Source organism: Sinorhizobium sp. 7-81 (assembly GCF_030124405.1).
Lineage (GTDB): Bacteria > Pseudomonadota > Alphaproteobacteria > Rhizobiales > Rhizobiaceae > Sinorhizobium > Sinorhizobium psoraleae.
The window spans coordinates 1-15,904 of sequence record NZ_JASKLT010000008.1 but is presented as its reverse complement, the minus strand read 5'-3'; the positions used below and the strand labels follow the sequence as shown (position 1 = coordinate 15,904).

The window sequence follows — 15,904 nt, the reverse complement described above, 5'->3', positions numbered from 1 at the left end:
GCGTCGCGAACCATATTCTGCCCTGGCGAAACGTGCTCTTCATTGATCTGGGACAAGGAACGTCCTTTTTGACGTTTTGCAGCTATTCCGCCGCAGCCTCGCCTCCCTGGCTTAAGACCGCATTTTTCTTGGCAATTGCATCGCGGGTCGCGGCGGCCGCAGCCGTCGTCGACTGCGTATCGTCGCCCGCGACCTGCACCGTCGGCGAGGCAAACGAGATGCCATTCGTCTTGAAGGCTTCCTTGATCAGGGCCTGGGCCCGACGCCTGACCTGGGTCTGATTTCCCGGTTTGGTCGTCATCGCGAAGCTCAAGGTCACGCCGTAATCGCCGAACTGCTCGACGCCCTTCATCTTCACCGTTTCAATGATCAGCGGGCCCAGCTCCGGATCTTCGAGCAGCGTCGCGCCGACACCCTTCACCACTTTCTTCACCTTGGCGACATCGGTGTCATAGGAAACGTTGATCTTGAACTTGTCGATCACCCAATCACGGCTCATGTTCTGAACCGCGCCAAGCGAGCCGAACGGCACGGTGAACACCGGACCGCGGTGGTGGCGCAGCTTTACCGAGCGGATGCTGAAGGATTCGACCGTTCCCATATAGCTGCCGCTCTGGATGTATTCGCCGACCCGGAAGGCATCATCCATCATGTAGAACACGCCGCTGATGACGTCCTTGACCAAACTCTGAGAGCCGAAGCCGAGGGCGACCCCGAAGACGCCCGCGCCGGCGATCAGTGGAGCGATCGCAACGCCCAGGCCAGAGAGCACCATCAGCACGGCAACCACCGCAATGAAGGCGGCCAGGAAGTTGCGCAGAATCGGCAGCAGCGTGCGCAGGCGCATATTACGGGCGAGTTGCGCCGGATCCGCGACGTCGACACTCGCCTGCTTCACGCGCAGATCGATGAACTCCTTTGCCAGTTGCCAGACGAGATCCGCCGCGAGCAGGATGACGACACCGGCGAGAACGCCGCGGAAGATGCGGTTGAAGGCATCGTCCTGCATCATCGAACTGCCGTTGAAGCGGAAGACAACGGCGAGCCAGGCAGCCGCCAGCCCAATGATCACCAGCCGGGCGCCCCGTTCGGTCAACACATTGCGCAGCACGCGCATGCCGTCGGTCGCCGAGGCGTCGAGCATCGTCCTCGTCGTCGTGCTGGTAAAGCGCAAGAGCGGCGGTAAGCCGAGAACATAGATACCGATCCAGAACAGCACCTTCATGCCGGCGACCCAAAGGAGCCACAGCAGGACCAGGAAGGCGACAATCATCGCATTTCGGAGCATCCGGCGCGCCGCCGTCGTGGCCTCGACCGGGCGGCGAAGTGTTGTGTCGATCGCCGTGCCGAGAATGACAAGCCCGATTATAGCGGCAACAAGTGTGCGAACGTCTTCCGCAATCGAGAGGGCCTGCATCACATCGGTAACCGCCCACACAAAGGCCAGCGCGCAGATGAAGAGCACCGATCGATTGAACCAGAACCTGGCGGCGCTGGGGGCAAGCGTCGCACGTTTCCCTTCTGCGCCTGGCGTCGTGGCCGCCTCCGCCGCCGGCTTGAACACAGCCGATGCGACGGCAATCAGCAGGCGCGCACTTATCCAGGCTATGAGCAGTGGTGCGACCGCTGCCTCCAGTCGGGGAGGCCAATCGGAAAGCACGAATGTGACGATTGCGGCGATTGCAAAGGCGACGAGAGGTGCGATGTGGATGAAGGCGCCAAGGCCGCCTCCGTGCTGGGCGGCGTTGCGCTCAGCATTGCGCCGCAGGAAATGGCGTAGCAGGTATTCAGCGCCGTAGCCGACGAGCAAAAGGAAGGCGAACCCCCGCAGAATGGGCATCGTTCCCTGGCTCTGCATGGCGCCGGCGATGCGCTCCTTCGCGGCCCGCCATTCGGGAGCCATCCGTGGAACCGCGTCCCGCATCCCGCCCAAGTGCTTCCTGATTTCCGCGACCCATTGGGAGGCAAGCCCGGTCGCCGGCACCGGTGCCGCCGGCGCAGCCGTCTGCTTGGACACCAGCCATTGGCGAACCTCTGGATCGTCGAGCAACTCGATGAGTTGCTGCACCTTGGCTGGAGGCGGCGCGGCCGTCGGCTCTTGGGCGGCCACAGGAGCGGCGAAGCCAAAAACGAGCCGCAGAAGCAAAAGGAGCGAGGCGAGCAATGCGCCACCGTGACCACGCTTGAGCATCGCAATAACCCGTTATCCTTCCTTTGCACCAGCACAATTGGCAATCGGTTCGCTGCCGCCGCCGTTGCCCCGGCGAGAACAGGGGTATGGTCAAGGCGTGCGAACTCCGAATGGCACCGCAGCCCACGGGTCGGCATTCAGTCGGCCACCACGCTCCATTTGTCGTCCGGATCAAAACGGTCGATGAATGGCACGATCGCCTCGGTGCTGGGTCCGAGGTCCCGTTCGTAGACGATACCCTGCTGGTTGACGACGAAGGTCTTGACGCCGGTCTCGGCATACGTGACCGGCCAGGCGATCAGGCCGAAGCCGGCGATCATGTTGTCGTTGATGACATAATCGTATTTGCCGCCGGCGATATTGTTGCCCTGCGAGGTCAGGATTAGGAAGCGATAGCCGAAATAGCCCTCGCCCGCCTTTGCTTTTTCGAGCGCCGCCTCGCTGATCGCATCGCCGACTGGACTTTCGCCGTCGCCCTGATCGGCCGGCCAGTAGAGCCCGTCGGTCTGGCCCGGGCTGCTGATCAGCTTCTGGGCATATTCGAGCACGCCGTCCGCATCGCGGTCCTCGGAAGCATAGTCCTTCTGAGCCTCGACATAAGCGCGTACCGCTTCGATCGCCTCAAGCTCGTTCTCGCCGACGCGGCGGTTGACGATCTCCTCCAGCCCGACAAAGGTGTCGAAGGCCCATTTGCCGTCCTCACCCTTGGTGATCGGGAATGGCAGCGGCCAGAGGCGATCGCCGATTTCGAGGATCTTGCGCTGGTCGAGATCGCGGACGACCACGTTGCGGGCTGCCCCTTCACGAATGAGCGTGAAGGTTTCCATCGCCCCTTCGCCGGTCTTCACCTTTGCCGCATCGAGGCCTAGCAGCTTTGCCAGCCCGTCGAAGTCGTTGGCGGCAAGCCTCGACTTGAAGGCCTCCACCGCTTTGGCCGGATCGTCGAAGGCCGGCGGGTCTTCGGTCGCGGCGTAGTCGTCGATGCCCGACGATTGCTGCGCCTGCTCTGGCTGCTGCGCCTGCGCGACGGCGTCGATACCTGCAAGGCCGCCCGCAAGCGAGAGCGCCGATCCGAGGAGAAGGGTGTGCAAAAGTTTTGTCATGGCCGTTCTCCCTCCGCTCAGCGCCTGCGTCCACCACCGCCACGGCCTCCGCCGCCACGGTGCATCGGCGGTCTGCCGCCGCCGCCACGACTCATCTGCGGCCGCCCGCCACCGCGATGACCGCCACCCATGCTGTGGCCGCCACGCCGCGACGACGCCACTTCGCGCCGCCCGGCATTGACGTTGCCGAGGCCGGAGGGCTTCTTCGGCCGCTTCTGTACCTTGGAGGCCATCTTCTTCTTGCCGGCTGGCCGGTTCACCTGCGAGGGCTTGTTGCCCTTGGGGCGATTGACGCTGGGCTTCGAGCCTCCGGGTTTCGCCTTCGCCACCGCCTGCCCGCCCCCGGGGCGCGCCGTGGCATCCCGTCTCGGTTGAGCCTTCAGACCCTCCAGGGTGCTCTTGCGCACGTCCTTGAGCTGGCCGCCGCCAGCACCACCCGGGCGCGCCTGCGGCCGATCGCGATTGATCTCGGCGGCGCGGTTGCGGATGTTGTTGTTGCCGTTGGCCTTTATGTTGTTCCTGATGTTCGTCCGATCGAATTTCTGGAGCTGGTCGCGGTCGAAGTTGATCTTGCTGCGGTCGACGTTCTTCCAGTCGATGTCGTTCCAGTTGACCTTGCCGTCGAAGTCGATGTTGTTGAAGCATTTGTTGCAGTCGACATCGATGTCGCCGTCCCAGTCACCGCCCCAAACACCCCAATCGTCCCAGTCGACGATGGCGGCAAACGCCGCGCCGGTGACGGCTCCCGCGAAGAAGGCGGCTCCGGGATACCAATAGGCGGAATAGGGTTCTTCGTAATAGCTGATCGGCGCGGGCGCGTAGTCCGCCTCGTAAAGCATCTCCGGCGGATACTGCGGCACGTAGATCGTTTCCGGATTTGCCGCCTGTATAACGATATTGTCGCCCTCCTCAACCACCTTGATCTTGTCGTCTGTCTCGATGATGTCCTTGGCAACCGCCTCGTCGCGCGATTGCTGGATGGCGATCAGCACGTCTTTCTGCTGATTGGCGATCGCCTCGCCAAAGGCCTGCGTCCAATCGAGGTCCTCGCTCATCATCTTGACGATCTCGGGATAGTTCAGGAGTGAGATGATACTGCCGTCCCAGTCGTCCTTCGGCTTGAGGCCAGGATTCTTCTTGCGCGTCTCGAGAAACCGCTCCGCCTCGACGATCTGCAGCGGATAGAGTGAAGCGGCCGAGACAAGCGCCACCAGCTCGTCCGGATAGAGTGCGATCCGGGCGACCAGGACTTCGAGCTCGTCATCGCTGAGAGGCTCGGGTGCGGCTTCCTGCTGTGGTGTAGGCGCTGCCGTCGCCGTTTCCTGGGCGAGCGCCAGACCACACGGTGCAAGCAGGGTTAAAGCGACTGCCGTCGCGCGGCAGAACACAAGAAACTGCTCCCTGACCATATTCTTCCTCCAAAGGGCTCCACGGCCTATTGCTCACGGCATTATTATGGGCAGGAGGCGGCTCTGCGTCCCGGACCGCTTGGTGCCGAGCTACTGCACAGGCTTCGTACGTACCGGTTGCTGCTGGTTGATCGTACCCGTGGCGCCGGGATCCGGCCTTTGTGCCGCGTTTCTGCGCTTGAGGAGATACTTGTTGATGGGCTCGCGCTGCCCGTCAATGACGCGCTGATTTATGTCAACGCCTGGGTAGTGATCTCCGGAGTAGCCGTCGGCCAAGGAATAGGAAGCTGGGAATGCGGTCACGATAGCACCGGTGGCAGCGAACAGAATCTTCCCTGTGTGATTCATCGTACTCTCCCGCTTTCTTGTTTTCTGGATGTTACGCCCATCACTCCTGTTCGTCGTTGATTGTGATCAACGAGCCAGACAGGCAGGCCGCGGCCAATCTGCGCCCAGCTTTCTGTGCCTCAGCCGTTGGCTCCAAGCACATGTCCTGCGTCGGCTTTGTCGTGGCAGCGACGGAGATCCCTCACTTCTGCCGACAGTCCGGCCGGTCTGTCGCGAATATTGCTGGTTCAGACTGCGCGGCATCTGCGTCAACGAGTTAGCACATCAGGAAGCGAACGAACGGACGATGCATTTGTCTCAAATCAATGACACGCTGTGTCCTCATTCCTAAAGTTGCCCGATGTGGAAAGCGCGCGTCCTACTGAACGTGCAAAGCTTCCGCAATGCTGTGCCCGAGAGCTGAAACGCGTGAATGCAACAACTGCATGCGATTTGGAGGGGGACATGACGATCGCGCATGAGGGCACCTTCAAAACTGAGGTGCATTCCGACAAGCTCACTCTCTTGCCACTCACTGCTCTAGTCGTGGGCTCAATGATCGGCGGCGGCGTTTTCAACTTGCCGTCAGACATGGCTCGCGCCGCTTCGCCCGGGGCAATATTGATCGGTTGGGTCATCACCGGCTTCGGCATGCTGATGCTGGCGTTTGTCTATCAGACGCTGGCAAACCGCAAACCGGATCTCAATGCCGGTCCCTATGCCTATGCGAAGGCCGGCTTTGGTCCATTCATGGGCTTCATCAGCGCCTGGGGCTATTGGTTGAGCGCATTTCTTGGAAATGTCGCCTATGCGGTCGCCATCTTTTCCGGACTATCGTTTTTCATTCCAGTGTTCGGCGATGGGAACAACCTCGTTTCGATCGTCGGCGCCTCGATCTGCCTCTGGGCCATTCACTGGCTGGTGCTGAAGGGCGTCAAGCAGGCCGCTTTCGTCAACATCGTTACCACGATCGCCAAGCTCGCGCCGCTCTTCCTTTTCGTATTGATCGCCGTCGTCGCGTTCAATTGGGACAGGTTCACGCTCAATTTCTGGGGACGCGGGGGTGCTCTTGATGCCCCCGACCTCGGCAGCGTCATGTCACAGGTCAAGAGCACGATGCTGGTCACCTTGTGGGTCTTCATCGGCATTGAAGGGGCGAGCGTATACTCCGCGCGTGCAGCCCGGCGCTCCGATGTCGGTCGGGCGACGGTGATCGGTTTTCTTGGTGCGCTCGGAATTTACGTCCTCGTGTCCATGCTTTCGACGGGGATTTTGAGCCAACCGGAACTGGCCGGTCTCAAGGTCCCGTCGATGGCCGGAGTCCTGCAGCCACTCGTGGGGCAATGGGGGGCCGCTTTGATCAATGCAGGGCTGATCGTCTCAGTTGGCGGCGCATTCTTGTCCTGGACATTGCTTTGCTCCGAAATTCCTTACACGTGCGGGCGCGACGGCACCTTTCCGAGCTGGTTTGCCGTCGACAATGAAAACGGCTCGCCGGTAAACTCGCTCTGGGCGACCAATATCCTGATCCAGCTTTTCCTGGTCCTGAGCTTCTTTTCGAAAAGCGCCTACCAGTTCTTCTATTTCATCGCTTCGGTTGCGATCCTGCCTCCCTATGTCTTTTCCGGAGCCTACGCCCTCAAGCTCGCATTGAGCGGAGAGACCTATCACCAGAGGGCGTCCGGTCGAAACAGGGATATCGCCATAGGTGCACTGGCGACGCTTTATGGCGTCTGGTTGGTCTACGCCGCCGGACTCAGCTACCTCTTGATGTGCTCGATCCTGTTTGCCCCTGGCCTCCTTGTCTACGCGAAGGCCAGGAGGGAGCGAGGCGAACAGGTGTTTGCCGGATTTGAATTATGGCTTGCCTGCCTGGTCGTCGTGCTCGCCATCGTCGCCGCCTATTTGCTGTGGATCGGAAAGATAAGCCCGCTCTGAGCGTGATGGGTCAAGTTGCAGGGGCTCCGGTTGAAGGAGGAGATGCGCATGCGCAACTTTGGTGTTCATTCGGAAGTAGGTAAGCTCAGGACCGTCATGGTGTGCAGACCATCATTGGCGCATCAACGACTGACCCCGGCGAACTGCCACGATCTGCTGTTCGATGATGTCATCTGGGTTCACGAAGCTCAGAAGGATCACTACGACTTCGTTCTGAAAATGCAGGAGCGAGGAGTCGAGGTCCTCGAACTCCATGATCTCCTCGCCGAGACGCTCGTCGACGCCGATGCGCGCAAGTTCGTTCTTGATCGGCGCATCACCCCGAACGTCATGGGTGCCCAGATTGCCGAGGCCATGCGGCCCTGGCTCGATGAAATGGATTCGAAACAACTCGCCGCCTACCTTATAGGCGGCATTGCCATTGCCGACCTCCCCGAAGGCAGGGGCAAGGCGCTGATGGTGGGCGCTTTCGGGGGACTCGAATTCGTTATTCCTCCCATCCCCAACACGCTCTTCCAGCGCGATCCATCCTGTTGGATATACAATGGCGTGACCTGCAACCCGATGTTCTGGCCCGCGCGTCGTGCCGAAACGCTGGTGCAGCGGGCGATTTACAAATTTCATCCGATCTTCAAGGGCGGCGATTTCAATATCTGGTGGGGCGACTCGGACGAGCAGTTCGCCAACGCTACCATGGAGGGCGGCGACGTAATGCCCATAGGCAACGGCACCGTGCTCGTTGGAATGGGGGAACGGACCACCTATCAGTCGGTGGGCCAAGTGGCCCAAGCACTATTCAAAAACAAAGCAGCGACGCGGGTCATCGGTTGTCTGATGCCGAAGAGTCGGGCCGCGATGCATCTCGATACGGTCTTCAGCTTCTGCGACCGTGACGTCGTGACGCTTTTCGCCGACGTGGTCGAGCAGATCCGCTGCTACAGCCTGCATCCCGTTGATGACGAAGGAAACTTCGAGGTCCGGGCCGAGGAGCGTCCGATGCTTCAAGTCGTGAGCGAGGCGCTGGACATCCGGAAACTCAGAACCGTAGCCACCGGCGGCAATGCTTATGAGGCGGAACGCGAACAATGGGACGATGGCAACAATGTCGTCGCGCTCGAGCCAGGGGTAGTCGTCGCCTATGACCGCAACACGCACACGAATACGCTGCTGCGGAAGGCGGGTATCGAGGTCATCACGATCCGAGGGGCGGAACTGGGGCGCGGACGCGGTGGTGGACACTGCATGACCTGCCCAATCTGGCGAGAGCCGGCCTATTGAAGAATTCCCATCCTGACTATGGCAAATGGAGCAGCATCATGAGTTTCAATCTCCGCAATCGCTCGCTTCTTACGGTGCAGGACTACACACCTCGCGAGTTTCGTTACCTTCTCGATCTCGCGCGCGATCTGAAGCGCGCCAAATACGCACGCACGGAGCAGAAACACCTGGAAGGGAAGGAAATCTGCCTGATATTTGAAAAGACATCGACGCGCACCCGTTGTGCATTCGAAGTTGCCTGCTCCGATCAGGGCGCCAACGTAACGTATCTGGACCCCGCCGGTTCGCAGATCGGGCACAAGGAATCGTTCAAGGACACGGCCCGGGTCCTCGGTCGAATGTATGACGCCATCGAGTATCGCGGCTCCTCCCAGCACGGGGTCGAAACGCTGGCAAAATATGCCGGCGTGCCGGTCTATAACGGCCTCACCGATGAATATCATCCTACGCAGATGATCGCCGACGTCATGACCATGCGTGAACACGCCGACAAGCCGATCAGCGACATCAAGTACGCCTATGTGGGCGATACGCGGTCGAACATGGGGCACTCATTGCTGATCGTCGGCTGCCTGCTGGGCATGGATGTGCGGATCTGTGGCCCGAGATCGCTCTGGCCTTCGGAGGAATATCGGAGCATAGCCGAGAAGCTCAAAGGGCAATCCGGAGCGCGCCTGATGATCACCGACGATCCCCAGGCGGCCGTGGAGGGAGTCGACTTCATTCATACCGACGTATGGGTTTCGATGGGCGAACCGAAGGAAGTCTGGAAAGAGCGAATCCAGTTGCTCACCCCCTATCAGGTCAATGCGGATTTGATGAAGGCGAGCGGAAATGCGCAGGTCAAGTTCATGCACTGCCTGCCTGCATTCCACGATACCGAGACAACACTCGGGAAGCAGATAGCCAACGACTATGGCATGACCAACGGCCTCGAAGTAACCAACGACGTATTCGAATCCGAGGCGAATGTTGCGTTCGAGCAGGCGGAAAATCGTTTGCACACCATCAAGGCCCTGCTTGTCGCAACGCTGGGAGATTGAACATGCGTGTTGTGATCGCGTTGGGCGGCAATGCTCTCCTGAAGCGCGGGGAGGCGATGACCGCAGGCGTACAGCGTCAGAACATCAAGATTGCGGCCGAAGCCATAGCACCGCTTGTCGCTGAACATCAGGTCGTGATCACGCATGGCAACGGTCCGCAGGTTGGGCTGCTTGCGCTCCAGGGGGCAGCTTACAAGCCAGATGAGGCCTATCCGCTCGACGTACTTGGCGCAGAGACAGAGGGCATGATCGGCTACATGCTGGAGCAGGAGCTAGGAAACCTCCTTCCATTCGAAGTGCCGCTCGCGACATTGCTCACCATGGTCGAGGTCGATGGTGCCGATCCCGGATTTCAGAACCCGACCAAGTTCGTGGGGCCGGTCTACGAAGCGGACGCGGCTGCCAAGATCCATCAGGAGAAAGGATGGATTTTCAAGCAGGACGGTAACAAATGGCGCCGTGTCGTTCCATCGCCCGTTCCCAAACGGATCTTTGAGATACGCCCGATCCGCTGGTTACTGGACAAGGGAACTGTCATGATCTGCGCTGGAGGCGGCGGTATCCCCACTATGTATGAGCGGGGTGCGGACCGGAAGCTTGGGGGAGTGGAAGCGGTAATCGACAAAGATCTTTGTTCGGAGCTTCTGGCGCGAGAACTTGAAGCTGATCTGTTCATTATGGCCACAGACGCCGAGGCGGTCTACACCGACTGGGGAACAGCCGATCAAAAGGCTATCTTCAAGACGCCGCCCGACGATCTGAGTGCATACTCGTTTCCCGCAGGCTCCATGGGTCCAAAGGTCGAAGCGGCGTGCCATTTCGCCAAGACGACAGGGCACTCGGCTGCGATCGGGGCATTGGCGGATATTCCGGCGATCGTGCGTGCGGAGCGGGGGACCATTATCAATTCCTCATTCCCCGAAATGACTTGGCATGGTGTTTAGGCGCAGACGCTCGCACTTTGGAACAATTAAGATGGCACAAATCCCTCGCGAGAAAGGTATCGGCCCAAGAGCGATTTCACGTCCCCCTTCGCTGGTCGATGCCCTTGTCCCTTGCTTGGCTCTTGTTGTTTTTCTTTCGCTTTCCTTCGTGTTGTTCGGCAGCGGTGCCTCATCTGGCCCCAACCAGATAGCGTTACTCTTCTGCGGGATTGTTGCGGCGGGAGTAGCCTATAAGAACGGGTCGCGATGGGATGACATCCGCCAAGCCGTCGTAGACGGTATTGCTGCAGGCCTTCCGGCAATTCTGATTCTTCTGGCTGTCGGAGCGCTCATCGGCACCTGGGCGATGAGCGGAACGATCATTTCAATGATCTACTACGGACTGAAGCTGCTCAGCCCGGTTTATTTTTACGCAACAACTTGCCTCGTTTGCGCCGTCGTCGCCTTCAGCATCGGCAGTTCCTGGACGGTTGCGGGAACGCTCGGTATCGGTTTGATGGGCATCGCTGCGAATATGGGGCTGTCGCCGGCGGTCACGGCTGGCGCGATCATTTCCGGAGCATATTTTGGCGACAAGGCTTCGCCACTCTCTGACACGGTGAATCTCGCCACGGCGACTGCCGGCTCCGACATCTACAGCCATATCCGTGAATCGCTTTGGACCTCCGTGCCGGCGCTGCTTCTTTCATCGATCGCTTTTGCGTTGCTTGGGCAGGCAGGCGAGTTTGATGCCACGCGTGCGCTCGCAATGATCGACAGCAAGGTCGACGTCTCGCTCTGGTCGTTTCTGCCTCTCGTACTCGTCTTCCTGCTCTCGATCGCCAGGCTTCCGCCCTTCGTGACCATCTTTGCAGGAGCTATCGCCGGTGCCATCGTGGCGGTTCTGCACGATCCGGAGGGCGTCGCAACGTTTGCTGCAGCTCCAGACCTGCCTCTCGGCTTGGCGTTGCTGAAAGGTGCATGGGCAGCGCTCGCCAATGGGTTCATTTCGTCGACAGGGGAAAAATCCATCGACCTGGTTCTTTCCCGCGGTGGCATGTCGAGCATGATGAACACCGTTTGGCTGATTATCACGGCTCTTGCTTTCGGTGCGGTCGTGGAACACGCGGGACTGCTGAAGCGACTGATCGATCCGATCGTGGCGCGGACGAAATCTACGGCAGGATTGATCGCGACGGTCGTCGGAACGTCGGTTGTCTCAAACGTAGTCACCTCCGATCAGTACATATCCATCGCCCTGCCTGGAAAGTTGTTCGGTCGCACCTTCGCAGATCGAGGCTTAGCCCGCGTCATGCTGTCGCGGGTCGTCGGGGACTCGGCCACGGTGACTTCACCCCTCATACCTTGGAACAGTTGCGGCGCATATATGGCAGCGACACTCGGGATTTCCACCGCCGCATATGCTGCCTTCTGTTTCTTCAATATCGTGAACCCGCTACTCACCATCATTTTCGCTCTTCTGAATTGGCGGATAGTGCGAACGGGGGGTCTCGGGGCTCCAGATGAGTCGAGAAATCCGGCGCCGAATCTGAAACACACGTCGGCTCCAGATGAAGTTGCGTTTGTTTCCAAGAGGTAGAAAATGGCGGTGGAAATCGAGCGAAAATTTCACGTCTCAGGTCAGTTTGCCGGCGACGAAGAACCGGATGGTTAGTGTCCGGACCATAGATGGGGCTCGCGCAGTGCTGGCCATGAAACCAGACCGACTCAGCGCAACGGCACCGTCACGCCGCTGCCCAAGAAGTGAACCAAGCAGCTATTGAACACTTTTGTCGTCCTGTTGATTTGAAGTGGAGCACCAACATGCCGGAAAACAAAGACTTGGATCCGAATGCAGCACCGATCAGCGCCGCGCAGCTTCGCATGCAAATGCTGGAGCGGGAGATGGCAGAAATGGACAAGGAGCGAAAGCTCCGGGCAGTGCAAGAACAGAAGCTCGCCGATCTTGCTGCGGATTTCCTCGAGAAACACGTCTCGGAGGAGGAAATCGCGGTGGTCCGCCGCCTCGTCGCAAGCGCGGTAAAGGCCGGGAAATTCGAAGCCATGGTCTACAGCTTCCCGTCTTCGCTCTGCACCGACAGCGGCCGCGCGATCAACAATGCCGATCGCGACTGGCCGGAGACGCTGCAGGGCAAGGCCAGGGAATTCTACGAGCGTTACCAAACGTTCGGCAAACCCCAGGGCTACAAGCTGAAGGCGATGATCATCAATTTCCCCGGCGGTGTGCCGGGCGATGTCGGCTTCTTCCTCGACTGGTCGCCCGACAGGGTGTGAGTCGCGCCGAGGGACGGAGAACGTCCGTGGCCTGCGAGTGCCGCAATCGTTTCCCTGCGAGGCTTCGGCCCGTTCGCCTGAAGCCGTATGCGTCACGTACATGCATCTACTCAGAAAACGTCCGGGACCGTCCGGCGCATATGAGTATCCGCAGCGTAGTCTCCGGGCCGCTTCTGGCGCTTGCCAAGGTCGGGTTCGGCGAACTTCACCCGTTCATAGGGGATCGAGGCAAGCATGTGCGAGATGCAGTTGATGCGCGCACGCTTCTTGTCGTTGGACGGCACGATCCACCAGGGAGCATAGTCGGTGTCGGTCATGCGGATCATCTCGTCGTAGGCGCGGGTATAATCCCACCAGCGGCGATAGGACTCGACGTCCATCGGGCTTAGTTTCCACTGGCGCAACGGGTCGTCGATGCGCTGGCGGAAGCGCCGCTCCTGCTCTTCTTCGCTGACGTCGAGAAAATACTTCAGCAGGAGGATGCCGCTTTCGATCATCGCCGCCTCGAAACGCGGCGCAAGCTCGAGGAAACGTCGCGCCTTCTCCTCGGTGCAGAAGCCCATGACGCGCTCGACGCCCGGCCGGTTGTACCAGGAGCGATCGAAGATCACGACTTCGCCGGCCGCCGGCAGTTGCTGGATATAGCGCTGCATGTAGATCTGGGTCTTCTCGCGATCAGTCGGCGCCGGCAGGGCGACGACGCGGAACACGCGCGGGCTCACGCGCTCGGTGATACGCTTGATCACGCCGCCTTTGCCGGCCGCGTCGCGCCCCTCGAAGACGATGACAATCCGCGCCCCGCTCTTCTTCACCCAAGCCTGGAGGTGGGCAATCTCCACCTGCAATCGGGCGAGTTCCTTCGCATAGTCGCCGCTCGAGGTCGTCTCCATCGCATACACCCCGGCGACTTTCCTGTTGCTGTCCCTGTTCTTTTCTTTAGCTTTTTTGCCGTTCTTGCCATTCTTGACCATGCTATCCTCCCATCTCCAATTGCCGTTGTGTTTCAACAGTTACTATTCGTGCGGCAGGCGGTCGGTCCTACTGCGCCGCCCTTGTGGTGCCGCCTTTCTCGAAGGCATCCAAGGCGTCGTCCAGATCCTCGAAGATCATCCCGGTGCCGATTTTCGCGATCACGCCGGCCCGCTCGAGGATTTCGCGGGCCTCGAAATGCAGCTCGGCGATCGCAAGCGCGATGCCGCGCTTACCGAGATCGTCATGAACCTCCTCGAGCATCGCGGCCGCCGAGATGTCGATCTGGGCGATCGCGCTCGCATCCATGACGAACCACCGGGTATTGGCAGGCAACGCGTCGATCACGGCACGCAGACGCTCCCGGACGTAGTCGGTGTTGAAGAACAGCAGGCTGCCCTGGACCATGAAGATGGCAAGGCCGGGCACCGGCCGCGCCGCCTGGTTGCGATGGAGCTTATAGAAGCCGTCGCGGCCGGCAAGCCGGCCGAGCAACGCGTCACGCGGAAACATCGTCTTGCGTAAAATGTAGACTAGCGTCGCGGCAATGGCGGTGACGACGCCTTCCAGCACGCCGAAACTGATTGGGCCGAGCATTGCGATGATCGCAAAAAGAAACTCCATCCGGCTGATGCGCCAGATCTCCTTCAGGGCGGCAACATCGATGAGGCTCAGCGCTGTCGCCACCAGCACGGCGCCGAGCGTGGGGATCGGCAGGATGCGCAGGACGTCGCCAAAGAACATCAGGACCGCCATGAGGGCAGCGGCGGCAACTATGCTTGCGACTTGCGTCCGGCCACCGACGGTAAAGTTCACTGCCGTGCGCGAGTCCGAAGCAGTGATAGGAAAGGTTCCGAAGAGCCCGGCGGCGATATTCGCCGCTCCGAAACCCTCTAGCTCGCGGTTGGGATCAACCAGATAGCCGCCCTTGGCCCCAAAACTGCGGGCGGCGATGATGCCGGAGCCGAAGCTCACCAGAAAGATGGCGCCGGCGCCAAGCAGGAGCGACTGGAAGGGGAGGCCCGTGATCGACGGCAGCGTCAAGGACGGCAGGCCATCGGGGATGTCGCCGACGACGGCGATGCCGTGCCCTTCGAAATCGAAAAGGGCGGACACGAGTACGGACAGCGCGACAACCAGTACCGGCCCGGGTATTGGCGATTGCATGATGCGCGCTGCCTGCAGCAGCGCGAATGACGCGGCCGCCAATGCGAGCGACGGCCAGTGGATCGCGGCCGCCTTGGCGATAAGTTCGAGGATGGGAGCGACTAGGCCATCAGCCTCGATGTCGATGCCGGTGACCCGGTCTATCTGACCGATCAGGATCGAAAGCGAAATGCCGGCGAAGAAGCCGATCAGGATCGGACGCGACAGAAAGGTCGCAAGCACCCCGAGCCGCACCGCCCGCGCGATGAGACAGAGCGCGCCGACGGCGAGCGCAAGCAAGGCCGCCACCGCGACCCTGTCCTCGGCTACGCCGGGAACAGCATAGACCGTGGCAAGCACCGCAGCCAGCACGGTCATGGTCGCGGCGTCCGGCCCGACGATCAGGCGTTGCGAGGGACCGACGAGGGCATAGGCGATCAAGGGTGTGATGCTGGCGTAAAGCCCAGTCTCCGGCGGAAGGCCGGCGATGGCCGGATAGGCGATGGCGCTCGGCAGGCCGACTGCGGCTATCGCGAGCCCGGCAGAGACATCGCTGCGCAACCAGCCCGCCCGGTAACCGGCAAGGTTCGCAATCAGCGGTAGGCGAGATAGGGTCAGCCCCATGCCGTTGCCTCCGGATCAGTGACCTGTCAGGACGAGCGTCTGGACGGGCAAGAGCAGCGCCTGCAGCCGGAGGATCGCTGCGTGCACCAGCGCGACGGCGTCGATGACATGTAGGTACAGCCAGCGTTGCGTGCTGATGCCGGGCTCATGGAGCGCGTCATGATTGCTGGTATAGGCGTTGGCGATGCAACTGCTTCCCGGCGGAATGCCGCTGAACTGACTCTGATAGAGCGGCTCCAGATAAGCCGTCAGTGTGCCCGGGCGTGCCAGTTGCTGGGCGTCGACGAGCAGGTCCGTTGGCCGATACTGGCCGGCGGCGATGACGTCCTGCACCTCGGTGACGACCATCGGGATGATGGTGAAGGGCTTGCCGATGCAGGTCGCCTCGGCGATCATCCCGGCCCTCATCACCTGCGCCTCGATCTGGCCGAAGCCGGCAATCAGTCCGGTGCGGCGCTGATCGGGCACGAGGATGCCGGCGGTGCGGATCATCGGATTGACGATGTCGCCGGGCCGAAGGGTAAATTGCTGCACGGTACCGGCGACGCCGGCGCGCACGGTCGTCTTGTCCAAGTCCACCTGAGCCTGGGCGAGTGCCGCCTCGGCGCTTGCCTTCTGCGCCGGCAGGAGCGAGGAGATCTTCGTCTCCAGCGTCTGC

At 60.7% G+C, this 15,904-nt stretch carries 12 protein-coding genes and 1 pseudogene; 6 read left to right on the top strand and 7 right to left on the bottom strand.

Annotated features, from left to right (window positions below):
* Positions 1-82: 82 nt before the first annotated feature.
* The 4 genes from QN224_RS23200 to QN224_RS23185 form a co-directional block, all read right to left on the bottom strand.
* Complete coding sequence (locus QN224_RS23200) at positions 83-2,191, bottom strand: mechanosensitive ion channel family protein (RefSeq protein ID WP_283978546.1); 2,109 nt, start codon at positions 2,189-2,191, stop codon at positions 83-85.
* Positions 2,192-2,328: 137 nt separating this feature from the next.
* Positions 2,329-3,294, bottom strand: coding sequence for a DUF2950 domain-containing protein (locus QN224_RS23195; RefSeq protein ID WP_283978545.1), 966 nt, complete (start codon positions 3,292-3,294; stop codon positions 2,329-2,331).
* A gap of 17 nt (positions 3,295-3,311) precedes the next feature.
* Positions 3,312-4,703, bottom strand: coding sequence for a DUF3300 domain-containing protein (locus QN224_RS23190; RefSeq protein ID WP_283978544.1), 1,392 nt, complete (start codon positions 4,701-4,703; stop codon positions 3,312-3,314).
* A gap of 90 nt (positions 4,704-4,793) precedes the next feature.
* Positions 4,794-5,051, bottom strand: coding sequence for a hypothetical protein (locus QN224_RS23185; RefSeq protein WP_283978543.1), 258 nt, complete (start codon positions 5,049-5,051; stop codon positions 4,794-4,796).
* A gap of 444 nt (positions 5,052-5,495) precedes the next feature.
* Between QN224_RS23185 and arcD the strand changes: the two genes are divergently transcribed.
* The 6 genes from arcD (at position 5,496) to QN224_RS23155 (ending at position 12,507) form a co-directional block, all read left to right on the top strand.
* Positions 5,496-6,968: an arginine-ornithine antiporter gene (gene arcD / locus QN224_RS23180; RefSeq protein WP_283978542.1), complete on the top strand. Its 1,473-nt coding sequence runs from the start codon at positions 5,496-5,498 to the stop codon at positions 6,966-6,968.
* 48 nt (positions 6,969-7,016) lie between these two features.
* A complete protein-coding gene (gene arcA, locus QN224_RS23175; RefSeq protein ID WP_283978690.1) occupies positions 7,017-8,246 on the top strand; it encodes an arginine deiminase in 1,230 nt (409 codons plus the stop codon).
* 38 nt (positions 8,247-8,284) lie between these two features.
* Positions 8,285-9,289, top strand: a complete 1,005-nt coding sequence (locus QN224_RS23170; RefSeq protein WP_283978541.1) for an ornithine carbamoyltransferase — start codon at positions 8,285-8,287, stop codon at positions 9,287-9,289.
* 2 nt (positions 9,290-9,291) lie between these two features.
* On the top strand, positions 9,292-10,233 hold the full coding sequence (gene arcC, locus QN224_RS23165; RefSeq protein WP_283978540.1) for a carbamate kinase: 942 nt from the start codon (positions 9,292-9,294) through the stop codon (positions 10,231-10,233).
* Between the two features lie 31 nt (positions 10,234-10,264).
* Positions 10,265-11,812 (top strand): Na+/H+ antiporter NhaC family protein, encoded by a 1,548-nt coding sequence (locus QN224_RS23160; protein ID WP_283978539.1) that lies wholly within the window; start codon positions 10,265-10,267, stop codon positions 11,810-11,812.
* Positions 11,813-12,036: 224 nt separating this feature from the next.
* Positions 12,037-12,507, top strand: a complete 471-nt coding sequence (locus QN224_RS23155; RefSeq protein ID WP_283978538.1) for a histidine kinase — start codon at positions 12,037-12,039, stop codon at positions 12,505-12,507.
* A 110-nt stretch (positions 12,508-12,617) separates the two neighbouring features.
* On the opposite strand, the gene ppk2 is transcribed toward QN224_RS23155, so the two are convergent.
* The 3 genes and pseudogenes from ppk2 to QN224_RS23140 all read right to left on the bottom strand — a co-directional run.
* Entirely contained in the window at positions 12,618-13,397 is a 780-nt protein-coding gene (gene ppk2, locus QN224_RS23150) for a polyphosphate kinase 2 (RefSeq protein WP_283978689.1), read from the bottom strand.
* 148 nt (positions 13,398-13,545) lie between these two features.
* A complete protein-coding gene (locus QN224_RS23145) occupies positions 13,546-15,246 on the bottom strand; it encodes a SulP family inorganic anion transporter (RefSeq protein WP_283978537.1) in 1,701 nt (566 codons plus the stop codon).
* Between the two features lie 15 nt (positions 15,247-15,261).
* Positions 15,262-15,904 (bottom strand): annotated as a pseudogene (locus tag QN224_RS23140) (HlyD family secretion protein); the annotation flags it as partial.

Coding starts and splice junctions, on each gene's coding strand:
- QN224_RS23200 (WP_283978546.1), bottom strand. CDS start 2,191: ATGCTCAAGCGTGGTCACGGTGGCGCATTGCTCGCCTCGCTCCTTTTG.
- QN224_RS23195 (WP_283978545.1), bottom strand. CDS start 3,294: ATGACAAAACTTTTGCACACCCTTCTCCTCGGATCGGCGCTCTCGCTT.
- QN224_RS23190 (WP_283978544.1), bottom strand. CDS start 4,703: ATGGTCAGGGAGCAGTTTCTTGTGTTCTGCCGCGCGACGGCAGTCGCT.
- QN224_RS23185 (WP_283978543.1), bottom strand. CDS start 5,051: ATGAATCACACAGGGAAGATTCTGTTCGCTGCCACCGGTGCTATCGTG.
- arcD (WP_283978542.1), top strand. CDS start 5,496: ATGACGATCGCGCATGAGGGCACCTTCAAAACTGAGGTGCATTCCGAC.
- arcA (WP_283978690.1), top strand. CDS start 7,017: ATGCGCAACTTTGGTGTTCATTCGGAAGTAGGTAAGCTCAGGACCGTC.
- QN224_RS23170 (WP_283978541.1), top strand. CDS start 8,285: ATGAGTTTCAATCTCCGCAATCGCTCGCTTCTTACGGTGCAGGACTAC.
- arcC (WP_283978540.1), top strand. CDS start 9,292: ATGCGTGTTGTGATCGCGTTGGGCGGCAATGCTCTCCTGAAGCGCGGG.
- QN224_RS23160 (WP_283978539.1), top strand. CDS start 10,265: ATGGCACAAATCCCTCGCGAGAAAGGTATCGGCCCAAGAGCGATTTCA.
- QN224_RS23155 (WP_283978538.1), top strand. CDS start 12,037: ATGCCGGAAAACAAAGACTTGGATCCGAATGCAGCACCGATCAGCGCC.
- ppk2 (WP_283978689.1), bottom strand. CDS start 13,397: ATGGAGACGACCTCGAGCGGCGACTATGCGAAGGAACTCGCCCGATTG.
- QN224_RS23145 (WP_283978537.1), bottom strand. CDS start 15,246: ATGGGGCTGACCCTATCTCGCCTACCGCTGATTGCGAACCTTGCCGGT.